Genomic DNA, 16,791 nt, shown 5'->3' on the forward strand with positions numbered 1-16,791 from the left:
ATTGAGAAATTCCTTTAACTTAATTCTAAATACATAATTAAATTTCTACACTTACCAAGTAACAATATTTTTTTGGTACAGCGTCGTTCAGAAAGCTTGATACAAGTGAATTTTCTGACATTCGCCTTTGCTCACGTACTTTTGTACGTTCCGCAGGCTCAGTTGTCAATTCATCTTGTCTAAAGCTTTCTGAATCTAGCTCTATCTGCTTCTATTTTATTGTTGTAAAAAAGTTGCTACAAATTATTAATTAAATGTATTGGGGTTAATATTAATGAAAGAATCAAAAATATTAAGAAAATTTTTAGCAACGGCATCATTATGCGGAACATTATTCACTAGCTCTAATACTGCAGGCGCAACAATTCCTAATCTCGGTGGCGTAAGCTTGGATAAATACATTAATAGCACTACCTGCTTTTGGTGAGGTTGAGGTAAGTCAAAATGTATCAATAGGTGCTCTTAGTGCAACAGTAGGTCTTACTCCTAATTTCGGTCCTCTTAAATTTATTAATAATAATGTTACATCAATTATTACCGGAGTCGGTAATCAAACATTTAGTAATATAGATTTCGCCGGTAAGAATTCTACTTTACAAATTAATAACGTTTTAAATATTACAACTCAGATAGATAATACGGTAGCTGGCAATAACGGTACAATAACATTTGCAGGTATAGGTATTATATCAAATCACATAGGTTTAACTAACTCTCTTTCCGGAATAAATGTAGGAAACGGGGAAGCACAGATTTATATGCCAGGAGCAGGTAATATTACAATTAATGCTGCAAATATAAATCTTACTAACAATAACTCTATACTTACTCTTTTTGACGGTAATATAACAACGTTAACGGGTAATATAAATAATACTACCGGCGTTGACGATCAAGGGATACTAAATCTAGCTCATGATCTTGGTAGTAGTAACATAGTAACATAATAACAGGCGATATAGGTAATATAGGCTCATTAGCCGCATTAAATGTTTTACTTGGGTCCGGCAACAACTTAATTCTACAATATTAAAAGCTACTAATATTAATTTACAAAGTAATACGTCTGTACTTAATTTAGATGACGACATAACGGTTACGGGTAATATAAACGGTGCTAATGGAGTAAACGGTACATTAAATGATCCAAGTGCCGGAGATATAGGTGATATTAGAATAGCGGATAATACGACATATACAATAGATGCAGTAAATGGGAATGTAAATTTGCTAAATAACAGTGCTAAGATAATATTTGAAGGACTAAATGAATATGGAATAGTGAGAATAGGAGCAATCACAAAATACCTAACTATAGCAAATGACGGTGGACCTTATACTATAGGGCAGGATAATACCCATCGCCTTAAGAATTTCATAGTAGACGGAGCAGGTGATGTCGTAGTCGATAATACGGTATTTACGAAGTTACTTAGTATGAATAGTACGGAGCAGGTAACATTTGACCAAGCCTTAGACCTAGGAGCGGGTGGTAACATATTATTTAGAGCAGATGGTGAGTTAATAGTAAATGGTGTGACCGGTTCAGTTACGACCTCTGCAAATAACCAAGGAATACTGACAATACAAAGCGGTAATGTTAACGGTACGATTGGAGCTAACGGCAGCAGCTTAAAACTCGTAAATATCGGAGCAAACCCCATTACGTTCTCAGCTAATGTGTTTGCTCCCGTAGCTTTAAATAAGAATGGCTCTATCTTAGCTTTAGCAGATGGGATTACGCTAACCGGAGCAGTGACAACTACTGCCGGAGACGGAAGCGGTAAGTGAATATTTGCAGGTGATGGAACGGTAACAGGTAGTGTAGGAGCAAATGGAGCAGTACTTAGCACCGGCGGTGTAGGCGGTACATTAAATTTTATAGGTGACGGTAATGTAACTCAAAATATAGGTACGGATACTGCAAATAGCCCTGCTAATATAAATATCCCTAACTTTACTTAATTCAGTCATATCCATTGCGGCAATTAATTTTTGTGCTTCTGCGGTATTTTCTTTCTGTATAGTTCTTATTAATTCTTGATTTGAGGGTTGAAACCATCTAAACATAATTATATTCTTATTAAATTCTATAAATTTTAATATTTTATTAAAAATGAGCTTATAGATAGAATCATAAGAAGTTTTAAGAATACAATAGCAATTTAACTAAAAGTGCGAGTAAATGAGTTGAGGTTGCTTTAAGGAATATACATAAGTTAGTTTTTTATAATATTTAAAATTCGGAATTTAAAAGAGTTTAATATAACAATTAAAACAAAAGGCGAATAAAAGGAGCATATGGATTTTTTAGAAAACGACTGGAAATCCCGAAACCCTGAAAGGGCTTGGCGAGAGTGACGGGACCCGAACCCGCGACCTTCTGCGTGACAGGCAGATGCTCTAACCAACTGAGCTACACCCCCTTATTATATACTCTTCTGCTTTTAAGAATTGCTCTTTCATTTTATCAAGGATTCATATCCTCATCTATTAAGTATAGGCTGTGGGTGCTCACCTCTCAAAATAAAATGCAATTCTTGAAATCATTTGAGTACACATAAAAGATAACAATATATATAACAATTCTTCTATTCCTGCAAGAGTAAAATATCGTATTTTATCAAAAAATATACAGAATCTAACGTTTATAGCTTATTCCTAATATTATAATTACTAGATATCTCTATTAATCCAAATTAGTCACTACTAGTTGAAGCCTTGAAAATTATTATACTTTTTAAGGACTTTGTTAAAAAAGAAAAACCTATTGGTTACATTCATATTAACAAAATCTTACTTTATTAATAATTATTAGAGTTATATGACTAAATCATATGTCATTAAATTAACTACTCCTTTTGAGCATATTAAACTTTATAATCCTATACCCGATATTGCTCTTAGAAGTGCTATTATTATGCAGGCAATAATAGATGCAACTAATACTTCTACCAAGAAAGAGGCAACAAAAGCAGAATATAACGCTAAAAAATGGCTTTTTGAAAATAATGAAAATTTTAATGCTATCTGCTTAGAAATCGGCATCTAATTATGTAAGAAAGACTGCTAAAAAACTAATTAAATCGCAACAAAATAAGGATAAGCGTCCTAAACTCTACGGCTAAAGTTTAAATAAATTAATTTGTAATAAAACTTGAAATTACTCTAAATATAAATTAACTTATATATTAATTATTTCAGATTATAAAGGTTATTTATGATTATTTCAGTCTCAGGTCAACATATTTCTATCGGTAATAATTTACAAGAATATTCAAAAGAGAGGGCTACGCAAGTCGTTAAAAAATATTTTACCGATATAATAAATATAGATATACATTTTTCAAAAGAGGGAATTAACTTTAAATGTGATATTATAGTAAAATATGGCTCAGGTAAACATAATATAGTCAAAAGTAATGATAGTTGTAGCGATATATATGTAGCTTTTGATAAAGCTATGTCGAAACTAGAAAAACAGCTTAGAAAATATAAATCAAAATTCAAAAATCATCATGCGGGTAAAGTAAAAATATCAGAAATTGCTTACGAAGGTACCAAATATATTATTAATCCGCAATCTGATAATGAAACCTCTAACGCCGAAGATAATGATAATCCAGCAATTATTGCTGAAAAGCCTGTAGAAATATTAAAATTATCAGTAAAAGAAGCGGTAATGAAAATGGATTTAGAAGATTTACCCGCAGTAGTATTTAAAAATATAAATAATGATCGTATCAATATAGTTTATTATCGTAAAGACGGTAATATTTCTTGGGTCGATTATAATTAATACTCATTATCCCTTACAAAGGAGTTACGCCAAGAATCGATAAAAGTGCATATATTGCCGAAAGCAGCTCTTTAATAGGAGATGTTGAAATAGGTAGTAATTCAAGCATTTGGTTTAATACGATTCTTAGAGGCGACGTTGAATCGATAAAAATAGGCGATAATATAACTATCGGTCATCTCTCTCTTATTCATGCCTGTACAATACATAATAATGCTTTTATCGGTATGAGTGCTACGGTAATGGATTATGCAGTAATAGAAGAATATGCTTTTATTGCTGCAGGAAGTCTTATCCAGCCAAAGAAGATAATTAAATCTCAAGAATTATGGATGGGATCCCCTGCAAAATTTGTTAGATATTTAACCGATCAAGATTTAGAATATATGCAAGATAATGTAAGAAATTATGTAGAACTTGCAAATGTTTATAAGATACTCGTTAAACTTCGTCTATCTACTTTTCACTTATCAAGAGTATATAAGGAATCCTTAAATGCCTTAACCGTATTTTTAAGTAAAAACGCAATAGTCATCGGTCCGATGCCGCCTGGGACGGGAGTAATATATTTTACTTTAGACTGAACATTTTCAAAATCAACATCACCGATAATTTTATTGCCGCTAATTCTATTAATGCCTACATCAATTACTATAGATTCAGGATTAAAATATTCTGCAGTTAATTTTAAAGGTGAGCCTATTGCAGCAACGACAATATCGGATTTAGAAGTAATAGAGCTTAAATTGTGTGTCTTAGAATGACAAATAGTAACGCTGCAATTTTCTTTTAACAGTAAAGCACTTAAAGGTTTTCCTACTATATTTGAGCGTCCAATAATTACAACGTTTTTACCGGTTAAATTAGGTTCGTATTTTTTTATAACTGCAAGACAACCAAGAGCAGTGCAGGGAATAAAGCCTCGACTAATCCCGCTATGTAAGTAACCGATATTTAAAGGGTGGAAACCATCGATATCTTTAGAAGGTGATACTGCCGATAAAATTTTATTTTTATCTATGGAGCTTGGCAAAGGAAGTTGAACTATAATTCCTGAAATCTCGTTATCAAGGTTTAACTCATCGATTTTTGATATTAAATCATTAGTATGAATAGTAGTAGATAGATTTACTAATAAAGTATAAATTCCTATTTTATGTGCATTTTTTATTTTGTTTCTTACATAAGTAATGCTTGCCGGATTATCGCCTACTAGGACTATAGCAAGTTTCGGTGAAGCGTTAGTTTGGCTTGTAAGTTCTTGAATTTCTAGCTTTAAGTCTGCTAGTATCTCATTGGCTAATGCTTTACCGTCAATTATATTATTCACTCTTATTTTTGTCTCCGTTCAGTTTTAACATCATTGCGAGGAAAATTACAAAGTAATTGACGAAGCAATCTCAGGAGTTCGTTATTGTTTCATGAGATTGTCACGCTCTCTACGGTTGCTCGCAATGACGATCTCTTTATTTAGTAACGCTCTTACTTCTTTTCCACGTATTTGGCAGTAGAATACTCAAAATGTAGAGCCTTGCCGTCAAATACTCTACTATAAGCATGATGAAGACTGTTTGCCGCTTCAGCAAAACCCGTAAGAATCAGCTTAAGCTTACCGACATAATGAGCAATATCGCCAATGGCGTAAATACCTTCTATATTAGTTTGATAATAGGAAGAGTCTACTTCAATATGGTGAAGCTTAACATTTAAACCCCAATTTGCTAAGCTACCTAAATCTTGTTTTAAACCAAAAAAAGGTAGTAGTATATTGGCATCCAATTTACGAGTATTATTTTGTAAATCTTTAACTATAACCGATTGAAGTTCACTATTATTACCATCTAAAGCATTTAATTGATAACCGGTTACTAACTCGATTTTATCGGTTTCTGCAATATGTCTTAATTGCCTTACGCTTTCAGGAGCTGCCGTAAATTTATCCCGCCTATGTACTAAATATATTTTATTTGCAATATCTGAAAGAGAAATAGCCCAGTCAACAGCCGAATCCCCGCCGCCTGCTATAACTATATTTTTACCCGCAAATTTGCTTTTATCATTGATGAAATAAAAAACCGACTTGCTTTCAAAATCTTCAATATTCGCAAGGGGCGGTTTGTTTGGACCGAATGAACCTGCTCCTGCTGCAATAATAATAACTTTGCTTTTAATAAGAGTGTTTTTTGAGGTTTTAATTTCAAAAAAATCATCTTGTTTATTTAGCTCTATAGCTTGCTGACTTAAATGATATATAGGGTTAAAAGGAGCTGCTTGAAGTTCTAACTGTTTTATTAGCTCTTCTGCTGCAATTTTAGGATATGCCGGTATATCGTAAATAGGCTTTTCAGGATATAGGGTAATACACTGACCGCCGATAACTTCTTGTGCATCAATAACATGACATTTCATTCCAAGCATTCCTGCTTGAAAAACTGCAAATAATCCAACCGGACCGGCACCTATTATTACAACATCAGTATTATACATACTTTTTATATTTAAATTTTAAAAAGGATTTTATTGGATATTGAGGAAATAATCAATGGTTATGTGAGTGTATTTATAGAAATCCAACACTTTCGCAGGGGGACTTTTAAAAACTGTCGGATATTATACTAGACGAGATGCATTTAAAGGTTGTGCTGCATTCCACTTTTCTTCTACTGGTTCTAATATATCCGCTTTTATCTCGGCTTTGTTTTTTAGCATACCGAATAATGAGACTTTTTAGTATTTATAGGTAATATTTGTGCTACTTCCCTATCGCTTTTGGTAGTTATAATAGATTCTTTATCTGTTTGTAATTTTTCTATTATTGCAAGGCAATGAGATTTAAATTGAGTAATTGCTATTTTAATAGTCATTTTATAACCTGCAAAAAATAAAAGTATTATTATACTATAATAGTCAAATAAAGTGGTCAATTATATTTCTATAAAGAAAAACCAAAGCAAATTCTGTGGGAAAAATATCATCAATTCATATTTAAATATAAACATTTCTTAAACTAGCCTTGTAAAATCATTAAACTTTGTAAAAGATTAATAACAGAAATTAATTATTTTTATTATTAATTATGCAAATTAAGATTCTACGAAATATTATCGGTTTTATTATCTTAACTATAAGTACGGGCAATAGTTTTGCCTCCTCTGCTAATGCTTTTTTCCTTGTTAGTGCAACGGTTTTACCTTCTTGTATAGTTACGGCTACTCCTTTAGCTTTCGGTACGTATGTTTCAACTGCCGATGCTCTGCAAACAAATACAGTTATAATAAAGTGTACTTTAGGTGCTAATTATACTGTTTCATTAAATGCCGGTACCACACCTGCTGCTACAACTAGTACCCGTAAAATGACTGGTCTTGTTAACACTACTAGTTATTTACCTTATAATCTTTCTCCAATGCAGGGAGAACGCAGAATTGGGGAAATCAATCAAGGGGTAATGGGAACAGGAACAGGACTAGCTCAAACGCTCACAATATACGGCAGAATACCTCAAGGAGCAAATGTTCCTTCCGATACTTATAATGATACAATTACAGTAACCGTGGCATATTGATATTATGAAAAAATATTTTTTTAAGATTTCTACCTAGCCTATCTATATTCTTGACTTTTAATTCTTTTGCCAGTGCCACTATCGTACCTGTCAATATAGAGATAAACAAAGGTAATAAAATAGCAACTATGACGGTGCAAAATAATGATTATGCACCTAAAAAGTTTCAATTAATTCTTTTAAAGCGTACATATAAAGATGGTATAGAAGAATATAAAGAAACTAAAGATTTAGTGGCAACTCCGGTAACATTTACCTTACACGACGGTAAAATACAATTGATACGGGTAGCTTTAAAAAACACACAGAATTATTCTACCAAAGCAAAAGACTATAGAATTTTTATAAAAGAATTACCTCGTAGAGTGAAGTTAGAGAATAGTGTTGCCTCTACCGTAGATCTTGTTGTTCAGCATAGTATACCTATAACAATATCAGGTTAAAAATCTTTAAGACTAAATAAATTAAAGCAATGTGCTTTTTAAATACAATAATATCGGTTTTTATAGGTATTATTTTTTTATGCCGGTGAGAGTTTTGCAGATGGAGTTATCTCTGAATCTCTTGGCGATACTTTGCCTTGAATCGCAGCTGATACAAACGTACATGAGGATAAGGAGTTAGGGTTATTGCCCCAATTACCTCTAGCAGTAGAATTTGAGAATAGCGCTAATGAAATTGCGGGTAAGAGTGAATTGATTGTTTCGTTAAAAGTTAATTATACCGAAACCGATATATTGCCGACTATAGTGCAAAATGCTCAAGGTCATTGTTTAATTCCTCTTGAAGATATAGAACATTTTGATGTTCAAGAAAATTATCTTAAGCAGGGTTTAGTGAATTATCATGATACTGCATATATTAATTTAGATTTGCTTGTGAGGGTACTAAATATGATTTAAACTTTGAGAATTTAGATTTAAATATCACTTTCCCAGCGGGAAAAATGCAACCTCAATCATTTGATGCCTCGGGTGGTCCTATGAAGAACGTCGATACTAAACTTATTAGTAGGGTATATTTAAACTATGATGTGACTCTTAGTCCAAATGATGATATTAATTATTTAGCCGGAGTAGAGGAACTCAATTATTTCACTGAAAACGGTGTATATAGTTATAGTTTCTTATTTCAAACTGAAGCCGTTAAATCAAATTTTTCTAAAATCACAAATACCACAAAAAACCAAAATAAATTTACACGTTTAGACACAAATTGGAAATGTGAGAATATGGATAAGATATAATTGGTGGGTAGGGGGTAGCATAATTAAAGCGTCTTCTTGGTCTAATTCAACTAGATTTGCCGGTATTCAGTATGCTAATAATTTTGCAGTTAGAATTTAGTTACCTATCCGTTACTGGATTTTAAAGGGAAATCAGAACTTCCAAGCAGTATAGAGAGATATTTTCAAATAGTATACCTTAATACGAATGATGGAGAATGTCTTGAACGTTATTCCCGCATAGATAAGGTCTTGTTGCATGGATCGGTTTTCTTTCTGTTACGCTGTGACTTGATCGTGAGATGACAGAGATGGAATCGATTCTTAAACTTATGTCTACGCAAAAATGCAACCGGGAACCACGCAACGTTGCCTTACTTCCGCAAGATAAGACTGCTTGTGCCTTAAGCAAGCATAATATTTGTAAAAACTATTCCATATAGTAATCAAGAGTGATTTGTGTCAAGTCAAAAATCTAAAAAAAAAATAAATATTTATATTGAATAAATTATTATTCTCGTGTCTACTTAGGTGAAGATTCTATACACTGAATATGGTGTCATTTTTTCAAAATAAGCATTATAAATAACGCCTACAACCCCATTAGTACCTATAATGAACACGCTTAAAAAAAATAAATTTCAAATAACTATAAACAACAACCATAACAATTTACTTACTCCTTTCGGTAAAGCTATTCTGCGAGATCGATATCTTATGAAAGGTGAGGATTTTCAAGATTTATTTGCAAGAGTTTCTAGTTATTATGCCGAAAATAAACAGCATGCTCAGAAGTTATATGAATATATGAGTAAAATGTGGTTTATGCCAGCAACACCAATCTTAAGTAACGGCGGAACGGATAGGGGACTTCCTATTTCATGCTTCTTGAATGAGACCGATGATAGCTTAGATGATATAGTAAATTTATGGACAGAAAATGTTTGGCTTGCTGCACGCGGTGGCGGGATTGGCAGTTATTGGGGTAATGTTCGTGCTATTAATGAAGGGATTCGTGATAAAGGTCATTCATCCGGTATTATACCGTTTATTAAAGTAATGGATTCTATGACTCTTGCTATTTCGCAAGGTTCTATTAGACGAGGTTCATCGGCTGTATATTTGCCTATTAATCACCCTGAAATTGAAGAATTTATCGATATAAGACGTCCGACAGGTGGGGATGTTAACCGTAAAACTCTTAATATTCATCACGGTATAGCTATAACCGATGAATTTATGAAAGCAGTTGAAAACAATACGGATTTTGACCTTATTAGTCCTGCTACCAAAAAAGTCGTAAATAAAGTTAGAGCAAGAGATTTATGGGTTAAGTTATTAACTACTAGAATAGAAACAGGTGAGCCTTACTTGTTATTTATCGATAGTGTTAATAAATCTATCCCTGAGCATCATAAAAAATTAGGGCTTCAAGTTAAAATGTCTAATCTTTGTAGTGAAATTACATTGCCGACGGGAATTGACCATCTAGGAAAGTCAAGAACTGCTGTTTGCTGCCTTTCCTCTTTAAATTTAGAGTATTACGAAGAGTGGAAAGATGATAAAGAATTTATCCATTCTATTATGTTGTTCCTTGATAATGTTTTAGAAGACTTTATTAATAAAGCACCGGATACTATGGCAAGAGCTAAATATTCGGCTTTACGTGAGCGAAGCGTTGGACTTGGCGTAATGGGCTTCCACTCATTTTTGCAAATGAAAAAAGTACCGATAGAATCGGTTATGGCAAAAGTTTGGAATAAAAAAATATTTGAATATATATCTGCTAAAGCTGATAAAGCCTCAATAGAAATCGGTAAAGAAAAAGGAGCATGTCCTGATGCTCTAGATGCAGGAAGTAATGAACGATTTAGCAATAAAACCGCAATAGCACCTACCGCCTCAATTTCGGTAATAGCAGGTAATGCCTCACCCGGAATAGAGCCGTTTGCTGCTAATAGTTTTGTACAAAAGACTTTAACCGGTTCTTTTAACGTGCGTAACAAACATTTAGAAAAGTTATTAGAGGAGAAAGGATTTAATAATGATCAAGTTTGGTCTTCGATTGCAACACATGAAGGATCAGTACAACATTTAACATTTTTATCCGAAGAAGAAAAACAGGTTTTCAAAACCGCTTACGAAATTGATCAGAATTGGCTAATTGAACTGGCAAGCGATCGTACTCCTTACATTACGCAAGCACAATCTTTAAACATCTTTTTACCGGGGAATGTTAGTAAGAAATATTTAAATAATATTCATTTTAAAGCCTGGAAAAAAGGAGTAAAAAGTTTATATTACTGCAGATCGACATCAATACAGCGAGCCGATAAGGTCTCGCATGACGTATTAAAGGCCGATTTTAAAGATTTAGAGGAACAAAACGATAAGTTGGCAGAAGCCGGTAACTACGAAGAATGCTTGGCTTGCCAGTAAGTATAATATAACTATGCAAAGATATTTAGACCCAACAAATGATGTAGCATTTAAAAAATTGTTTACGGATAAAATAAGGTTACTAAGCTTTCTCAATAATATTACGAGGTTACCTGAAGAGTTGGATTATCAACCTTGAATATATTTCAAACGAATAAGTACCGGATTTAGGGCAGAATAAAAGGAGTATAGTAGACGTAAAAGTTAGAGATAACTCCGGCAATATTTATATTGTTGAGATGCAAAACGGCTATGCCGGTGCTTTTTTATCAAGAGTACAATTTTACAGTTGTATAGCATTTTCTTCGCAATTAAAAAGAGGAAAAGAATATGCTGATCTAGCTCCTGTAGTAATGGTAGTAATTACTGCTGGGTTTCAGGCATTGCCCGAGGAAAAAGAATGTATTAGCTATCATCAAACTATTAATGTCGGCAACGGTAAGCATCAACTTAAATGCTTGTCTTACGTATTTGTTGAATTAGACAAATTTACCAAAGAAGCAGATAAGTTAGAAAGCTTAGAAGATGATTGGTTATATATGATGACTAAATTCGATAGAGCAAACAATATACAAAAGATGAAATAGTATTATCAGTCTATAAAACTATTGAATAATTTAACTGGAGCGAAGCAGAATATGATAATTATATTAAAGCGATGCTTGCTGCTCAAACGGAAGAGTAAAATCAAAAAAGTAAATATAATGAGGGGAAAGCTGATGAGAAAGCTGATGGTATTGAAATTGGAGAAACTAGAAGAAATACAGAAATAGTAAAAGAAATGTTAGCGGATAATGAGCCGATAGAGAAAATAATTAAATATACTAAGCTTTCAAAAGAAGAAATAGAAAAATTATGTCACTACTTGATGCAAGTCCAATTTATAAACCGTTTTCATATCCATGGGCATATGAAGCTTGGCACACTCAACAAAAAATTCATTGGCTACCGGAAGAAGTACCGCTTGCCGACGATGTTAAAGATTGGAAATATAACTTAACTCCAGGGGAAAAACATCTATTAATGCAAATATTTCGTTTTTTTACACAGGCAGATATTGAAGTGAATAATTGCTATATGAAGCATTATTCACGAGTATTTAAACCGACTGAAATATTAATGATGTTATCGGCATTTTCTAATATGGAAACGGTACATATCGCAGCATATTCACATTTACTTGATACGGTAGGCATGCCGGAAGTAGAATATTCAGCATTTCTTAAATATAAGGAAATGAAAGACAAGTATGATTATATGCAGCAATTCGGAGTGGATGCCAAAGAAAATATAGCAACTACACTCGCAGTATTTGGAGCTTTTACTGAAGGATTACAGCTATTTGCTTCTTTTGCGATCATGCTTAATTTCCCTCGTTTTAATAAAATGAAAGGTATGGGACAGATTATTGCTTGGTCAGTGCGTGATGAAACACTTCATACTAACTCAATTATTACTCTGTTTAAGACTTTTGTAAGAGAAAACCCTGAAGTTTGGACAGAAACTTTACGTAAACGTATTTATGAAGCTTGTACGACTATTGTGCATTTTGAAGATGCCTTTATTGAACTTGCTTTTGAAGTTGGCGGTATTGAGGGATTAACGGCATATGAAGTAAGACAATATATTCGTTATATTGCCGACCGCCGTTTAATGCAGCTAGGACTCAAAGATGTGTATTTGGTAAATCATAACCCCCTTCCTTGGCTTGATGAAATGCTAAACGGAGTCGAACATACGAACTTTTTTGAAAATAGAGCAACTGAATATTCAAAAGCAGCGACTACCGGTTCATGGGAAGAAGTATTCACTGAGATGGACGCCAAAAGCGGAGGCTAAATAATAACTCAAATAGAACTTGAAAAATTGGCAGCCATGTCTTTGTAAGTCCTCGGATGCTGAACATGTTGTGTCGTTTTTTAAAATAGATTTAGAATATTTAAAAATTGAGTAATTTCATGGTTATTATAAATAATAAAAACTATCAAAAAGTTGTAGAAAAAGTTTTATCTTCTTCTAAAGCTAATAAAGTACTAAAGAGTGCAATTAAGGACTTATCATCTTCAAAGAGTATAAGCTTAAGAACGATGTTACTCGGAGCAAGATTTATTTTAACTAATCCTGTAAATACTTATAATCTTGTTAAGCTTGCTAACTCTTCTAAGATATATCTTGATCCGGAATTTCAAAAATCACTTCTTGAAAAATCTCCAATATGGGAATTTTTAAAAAAACATTCGGATGATTTGCCTAAAATAGGTCAAATCTTAGCAAATGCGGGCTTTAGAGAATTTCAAGATAAGAGTGTTTTAGATGAAAAGGGACTCGAAATACTAAAAGAATGTTTTAAAAATGAACAAGTACTTAAAAAACTTCAAGAAATTGCGGTTGAAGTAAAGCAAGAGCTACCGGACTGGAATAAAGTGACTTCTAGAACTTTAGATATGCTGGTTACCGATAAAAACTTCCAAAAATTCTTTAACGAAAAGAGTGAAGATATTACGAAATACATACGTACAGGAGCAACTGAAATACTTCCAAGCGATTATATAAAAACTTTTGATGATATATTACAAAAGCCCGAAAAGAAAAATTTATTAAAAATATTTAATGAACATCCTGGTTTTAAGCAAGAACTGGCTAAAAAGATAAACAATCCTAATACTCTAAAAAGATTTAATAAGTTATCTCCTGAAAAACAAATAATTATTGAAAATTTCTTAGAAGAAGCAAAAGAACAAGCTAAACCTTTCTTAAAAGAACGTTTTGAAATCTACAAAATTGATCTTAAAATTTTAGATATTATTCCTACTTTATTAAATAAAATACCTGAAACAACAGAGATTTTTGATACTCTTAATGCTCCAAATCAAGGTGTAATGATATCTCTTGAGAAATCCTTAGAAATGGTAGTTGGTGATGATAAATTAAAAAGTTTTTTTGCTAATAATAAAACAATCTTACCAAATATTGCTTTAGGTATTATTGAAAATACTCCTAGCGTACAAAGCATAACAAAAGAATATAATTTTGATAAACAAATGCTTAATATTGTAGGCGAAATTATGTCAAAACCAGAAATTGCTCATGAGATTATTGCAGACTTAAATAAAGGCGATTATATGAGTTTAACCGGTAATATAATCTCCGCCCTTAATGATCCTTCATTTAAATTAAAAGATATATTAGTAGAGCAAAGTAAAGAAGGTCTATTTGATAATTTAATTACAGGAGTTCTAGAACAAGATGCAAAAAATAGCCAAACTATAAAACAACAACTTATAAGTTATGGTCTGGAAGCGAGTGATGTTACAAAGCTAACGAGCATAATGCCTATATTACTTGATAAATCTGAATCATTAAAAAAGGTTTTTCAAGATTTTATTAAAGGTGATTATACGGGAATGGCAAAAGAGTTAATAGCTTTAACTAAAGACAATCCTGAAATTAAAAAATATTTAAACAATAATAGAGAAATATTTGCAAGTATTTTAGATAAAACTTTAGTAGACATACCAGGTATAAATAACCTTGATAAGCAAGAATTATATAATGTACTTCCATCAATGTTAAACCATCCTAATGAATTAGTTAAAGTTATAGAAGAGGTTGAAAAAAGTAATTATCGTGGGGCTACTAGTGCTATATATAATCTAGTTCAAAAAACAAATTATTTGGAAGGGCAATTGCCGAATATTATAAAAGTAGGTTTTAGCTATGCTATTGAAAAAGTAAAAGATGTATTTAGTTCATCACAAGATTTTAAAGATAAAACTATAGATGAAATTACTCTTAGAAATAATTTACATAAAATACAAAATGGAAAATTCAGCTTAGAGGGAGCTATATTAGTAGGTAATTTATCTAATATCGACTTCTCAGGCGTATCATTAAAAAATGCAGATTTAACTAAAGTAACTTCTTTAAAAGATTGTAATTTTAAAAATATTAATTTAGCAGGGGCTAAATTACCTGATAATTTAATGCTACTTACTGATACTTATAATCTTGATAAGGCTATCCCTCCTTTAGTACCTAAACTAATTAAAGAACAACAAGCAAAATTAATTGATAAGGCAATTGATAAAGTATTTTTACAAATACAAGCTGAAGGAAAAAGAAATGTACTTAGTAAAAAAAAAATTGCTCAACAAGTAAAAAGATTATATGAAGAAAATCAAACGATTAAAGACTATATTATAGAAAAACTAAATTCACTACCTATGAATATGGTTACTAACCTAGCTACTCCTAAAACAAATCAATATAAACATATTACAAATTATGTAAATTCTCCATTACAAGTATTGAACCCTTTATATGAAAACATTGCAAATAAACAAAATATTAAGAGTAATTTATTGGCAAATATTTTAAGCGAGAAAATATCACAAAAACTTTTTGATAAAGGTGATAATAGAGGTGAAGATTTTTACATGATGAATCAGATGCTAAAACCTATCGTTTCTGAATATTCTAAAGAAAATCCTGATAATATAAATAATTTTTTAGAACCAAAAAATCTAGAAAAGTTAGCAAGTAATATTGCCTCTACTTTAAATTCTAAATCTAAATATACTGGGGCAGGCACTATTACCGGTGGAATTTATTTACCAAAAGAAATCTTCAATGAACAGTTAAAAGATAACTTTAAAAATGAGTTTGAAAATATTAATAAATTAAATGTTTTAAAAGAAGCAAAAAATATAGTTTCAAATTTAGATAGTAAAGTGCATATAGTAGATAATCACGATAAATCACATACTTACGCATCATTACCTACAAAAAGTAAACAAATACACAGATGATCCCATAAATCTTAGATCAAATTGATTTAATTACCATATTATGTAATATAAATTAAAATATTTAAGTAGTGCTTAATTTATTTCTTTGAATCAATTTTAAGATAATTTAATGTTTATGTAATTAAATATATTTCATTATTTTTATGGCAGTTACAAATTTCATTAAAGAATTTTAATAAAACTGTTAAAAGGACATTATCTTCTCCTGATGCAGACAAGGCATTAACAAGCTTTATTTATGACCTTGCATCTCCAAAGAAAAAAATATTACCAGTTAGTATAGGAGCATTATTAAAAGGTACAAAGTTTGCCTTAACTAATCCCGAGTTATAATCTTGTTAAACTTGCAAGCTCCTCTGATATATATCTTGATTCAAAGTTTCAAAAATCTGTTCTTGAAAAATCCAAAATATAGGATTTTCTAAAAAAGCATGCCGATGATTTACCAAAAATAGGACAAATCTTAGCAAAAGCAGGTTTTAGAAAATTTCAAGAAGGTAGTTTTCTAGATCACAAGGGTCTTACAACATTAAAAGAATATTTTAAAAATGATGCTTTACTTAAAAGCCTTCAAGAAATTGCACTTGAGATAAAGCAAGAAGTACCGGACTATAATAAAGTAACTTCTAAAACATTAGAAATGTTATCCACGGATAAAAATTGCTTAAAATTTTTTAATGAAAAAGGTAACGATATTGCGAATTACATAACTGAAATACTTCCAAGCGACTATATAAAAGCTTTTGAGATATATTACAAAAACCTCAAAGTAATGACATATATGCAAAAGTTATAAAAATATTTAATGAACATCCTGAGTTTAAACAAGAGCTGGCTGAAAATATAAACAATCCTAATGCTCTAAAAAGGTTTAATAAATTATCTCCTGAAAAATAAATAATTATAGAAGGTTTCTTAATAGAAACTAAAGAACAAGCTAAACCTTTCTTAAAAG

At 31.6% G+C, this 16,791-nt stretch carries 16 protein-coding genes, 1 tRNA gene and 2 pseudogenes; 13 read left to right on the forward strand and 6 right to left on the reverse strand.

Annotated elements, in window-relative coordinates; genetic code table 11:
• Positions 1-246: 246 nt before the first annotated feature.
• Positions 247-453: a hypothetical protein gene (locus MCI_RS08735; RefSeq protein ID WP_041404083.1), complete on the reverse strand. Its 207-nt coding sequence runs from the start codon at positions 451-453 to the stop codon at positions 247-249.
• 305 nt (positions 454-758) lie between these two features.
• On the opposite strand from MCI_RS08735, the gene MCI_RS10595 reads away from it, so the two are divergent.
• Together MCI_RS10595 and MCI_RS08740 are read left to right on the forward strand one after the other, a co-directional pair.
• Positions 759-947, forward strand: coding sequence for a hypothetical protein (locus tag MCI_RS10595; protein WP_232202668.1), 189 nt, complete (start codon positions 759-761; stop codon positions 945-947).
• Positions 948-1,227: 280 nt separating this feature from the next.
• On the forward strand, positions 1,228-1,791 hold the full coding sequence (locus tag MCI_RS08740) for a hypothetical protein (protein WP_198002871.1): 564 nt from the start codon (positions 1,228-1,230) through the stop codon (positions 1,789-1,791).
• Positions 1,792-1,872: 81 nt separating this feature from the next.
• Here MCI_RS08740 and MCI_RS00265 read toward each other — a convergent pair whose 3' ends face one another.
• Both MCI_RS00265 and MCI_RS00270 read right to left on the reverse strand, forming a co-directional pair.
• The gene (locus tag MCI_RS00265; RefSeq protein ID WP_014409174.1) at positions 1,873-2,070 is read right to left on the reverse strand and encodes a hypothetical protein; all 198 of its coding nucleotides are present in this window, start codon (positions 2,068-2,070) and stop codon (positions 1,873-1,875) included.
• Positions 2,071-2,349: 279 nt separating this feature from the next.
• Positions 2,350-2,426 (reverse strand) — tRNA-Asp (locus MCI_RS00270).
• 398 nt (positions 2,427-2,824) lie between these two features.
• On the opposite strand from MCI_RS00270, the pseudogene MCI_RS00275 reads away from it, so the two are divergent.
• From MCI_RS00275 to MCI_RS07095, 3 genes and pseudogenes are all read left to right on the forward strand, one after another.
• Positions 2,825-3,128: pseudogene (locus MCI_RS00275) on the forward strand (hypothetical protein).
• A 92-nt stretch (positions 3,129-3,220) separates the two neighbouring features.
• The gene (hpf, locus tag MCI_RS00280) at positions 3,221-3,799 is read left to right on the forward strand and encodes a ribosome hibernation-promoting factor, HPF/YfiA family (protein WP_014409176.1); all 579 of its coding nucleotides are present in this window, start codon (positions 3,221-3,223) and stop codon (positions 3,797-3,799) included.
• A pseudogene (locus MCI_RS07095) lies at positions 3,799-4,233 on the forward strand (gamma carbonic anhydrase family protein); the annotation flags it as partial. The gene hpf and the pseudogene MCI_RS07095, both read left to right, overlap by 1 nt.
• Positions 4,234-4,262: 29 nt before the next feature.
• Here the strand turns inward: MCI_RS07095 and folD are convergent.
• From folD to MCI_RS00300, 3 genes are all read right to left on the reverse strand, one after another.
• Positions 4,263-5,129 carry a bifunctional methylenetetrahydrofolate dehydrogenase/methenyltetrahydrofolate cyclohydrolase FolD gene (gene folD, locus MCI_RS00285; protein WP_014409178.1) on the reverse strand — a complete coding sequence of 289 codons (867 nt, stop codon included), beginning with the start codon at positions 5,127-5,129 and terminating at the stop codon, positions 4,263-4,265.
• 152 nt (positions 5,130-5,281) lie between these two features.
• The gene (locus MCI_RS00290) at positions 5,282-6,286 is read right to left on the reverse strand and encodes an NAD(P)/FAD-dependent oxidoreductase (RefSeq protein ID WP_014409179.1); all 1,005 of its coding nucleotides are present in this window, start codon (positions 6,284-6,286) and stop codon (positions 5,282-5,284) included.
• A gap of 215 nt (positions 6,287-6,501) precedes the next feature.
• Positions 6,502-6,663 (reverse strand): type II toxin-antitoxin system Phd/YefM family antitoxin, encoded by a 162-nt coding sequence (locus tag MCI_RS00300; RefSeq protein ID WP_198002872.1) that lies wholly within the window; start codon positions 6,661-6,663, stop codon positions 6,502-6,504.
• A 212-nt stretch (positions 6,664-6,875) separates the two neighbouring features.
• Here MCI_RS00300 and MCI_RS00305 point away from each other — a divergent pair, with 212 nt between their 5' ends.
• The 8 genes from MCI_RS00305 to MCI_RS00345 all read left to right on the forward strand — a co-directional run bounded on the left by MCI_RS00305 (position 6,876) and on the right by MCI_RS00345 (position 15,836).
• Positions 6,876-7,364, forward strand: a complete 489-nt coding sequence (locus MCI_RS00305) for a spore coat U domain-containing protein (protein WP_014409182.1) — start codon at positions 6,876-6,878, stop codon at positions 7,362-7,364.
• A gap of 128 nt (positions 7,365-7,492) precedes the next feature.
• Positions 7,493-7,807, forward strand: a complete 315-nt coding sequence (locus tag MCI_RS00310) for a fimbria/pilus periplasmic chaperone (RefSeq protein ID WP_041404136.1) — start codon at positions 7,493-7,495, stop codon at positions 7,805-7,807.
• A gap of 186 nt (positions 7,808-7,993) precedes the next feature.
• Positions 7,994-8,266, forward strand: a complete 273-nt coding sequence (locus tag MCI_RS00315; protein WP_232202669.1) for a hypothetical protein — start codon at positions 7,994-7,996, stop codon at positions 8,264-8,266.
• Between the two features lie 44 nt (positions 8,267-8,310).
• A complete protein-coding gene (locus MCI_RS09240) occupies positions 8,311-8,610 on the forward strand; it encodes a hypothetical protein (protein ID WP_232202670.1) in 300 nt (99 codons plus the stop codon).
• A gap of 594 nt (positions 8,611-9,204) precedes the next feature.
• Positions 9,205-11,028 carry a ribonucleoside-diphosphate reductase subunit alpha gene (locus tag MCI_RS00330; RefSeq protein ID WP_014409184.1) on the forward strand — a complete coding sequence of 608 codons (1,824 nt, stop codon included), beginning with the start codon at positions 9,205-9,207 and terminating at the stop codon, positions 11,026-11,028.
• Positions 11,029-11,258: 230 nt separating this feature from the next.
• Positions 11,259-11,615 (forward strand): Rpn family recombination-promoting nuclease/putative transposase, encoded by a 357-nt coding sequence (locus MCI_RS09245; protein ID WP_232202772.1) that lies wholly within the window; start codon positions 11,259-11,261, stop codon positions 11,613-11,615.
• Positions 11,616-11,883: 268 nt separating this feature from the next.
• Complete coding sequence (locus tag MCI_RS00340; RefSeq protein ID WP_014409186.1) at positions 11,884-12,867, forward strand: ribonucleotide-diphosphate reductase subunit beta; 984 nt, start codon at positions 11,884-11,886, stop codon at positions 12,865-12,867.
• 119 nt (positions 12,868-12,986) lie between these two features.
• The gene (locus MCI_RS00345; RefSeq protein ID WP_014409187.1) at positions 12,987-15,836 is read left to right on the forward strand and encodes a pentapeptide repeat-containing protein; all 2,850 of its coding nucleotides are present in this window, start codon (positions 12,987-12,989) and stop codon (positions 15,834-15,836) included.
• Positions 15,837-16,791 lie beyond the last annotated feature (955 nt).

This window comes from Rickettsia montanensis str. OSU 85-930 (genome assembly GCF_000284175.1).
Classification (GTDB): domain Bacteria; phylum Pseudomonadota; class Alphaproteobacteria; order Rickettsiales; family Rickettsiaceae; genus Rickettsia; species Rickettsia rickettsii.

Excerpts from the sequence above, each read along its gene's own strand:
- MCI_RS10595 (WP_232202668.1), top strand. The coding sequence starts at position 759 with ATGCCAGGAGCAGGTAATATTACAATTAATGCTGCAAATATAAATCTT.
- MCI_RS00330 (WP_014409184.1), top strand. The coding sequence starts at position 9,205 with ATGAACACGCTTAAAAAAAATAAATTTCAAATAACTATAAACAACAAC.
- MCI_RS00345 (WP_014409187.1), top strand. The coding sequence starts at position 12,987 with ATGGTTATTATAAATAATAAAAACTATCAAAAAGTTGTAGAAAAAGTT.
- MCI_RS00290 (WP_014409179.1), bottom strand. The coding sequence starts at position 6,286 with ATGTATAATACTGATGTTGTAATAATAGGTGCCGGTCCGGTTGGATTA.
- MCI_RS09240 (WP_232202670.1), top strand. The coding sequence starts at position 8,311 with ATGCAACCTCAATCATTTGATGCCTCGGGTGGTCCTATGAAGAACGTC.
- hpf (WP_014409176.1), top strand. The coding sequence starts at position 3,221 with ATGATTATTTCAGTCTCAGGTCAACATATTTCTATCGGTAATAATTTA.
- MCI_RS00310 (WP_041404136.1), top strand. The coding sequence starts at position 7,493 with ATGACGGTGCAAAATAATGATTATGCACCTAAAAAGTTTCAATTAATT.
- MCI_RS00265 (WP_014409174.1), bottom strand. The coding sequence starts at position 2,070 with ATGTTTAGATGGTTTCAACCCTCAAATCAAGAATTAATAAGAACTATA.
- MCI_RS00305 (WP_014409182.1), top strand. The coding sequence starts at position 6,876 with ATGCAAATTAAGATTCTACGAAATATTATCGGTTTTATTATCTTAACT.
- MCI_RS00300 (WP_198002872.1), bottom strand. The coding sequence starts at position 6,663 with ATGACTATTAAAATAGCAATTACTCAATTTAAATCTCATTGCCTTGCA.
- MCI_RS00340 (WP_014409186.1), top strand. The coding sequence starts at position 11,884 with ATGTCACTACTTGATGCAAGTCCAATTTATAAACCGTTTTCATATCCA.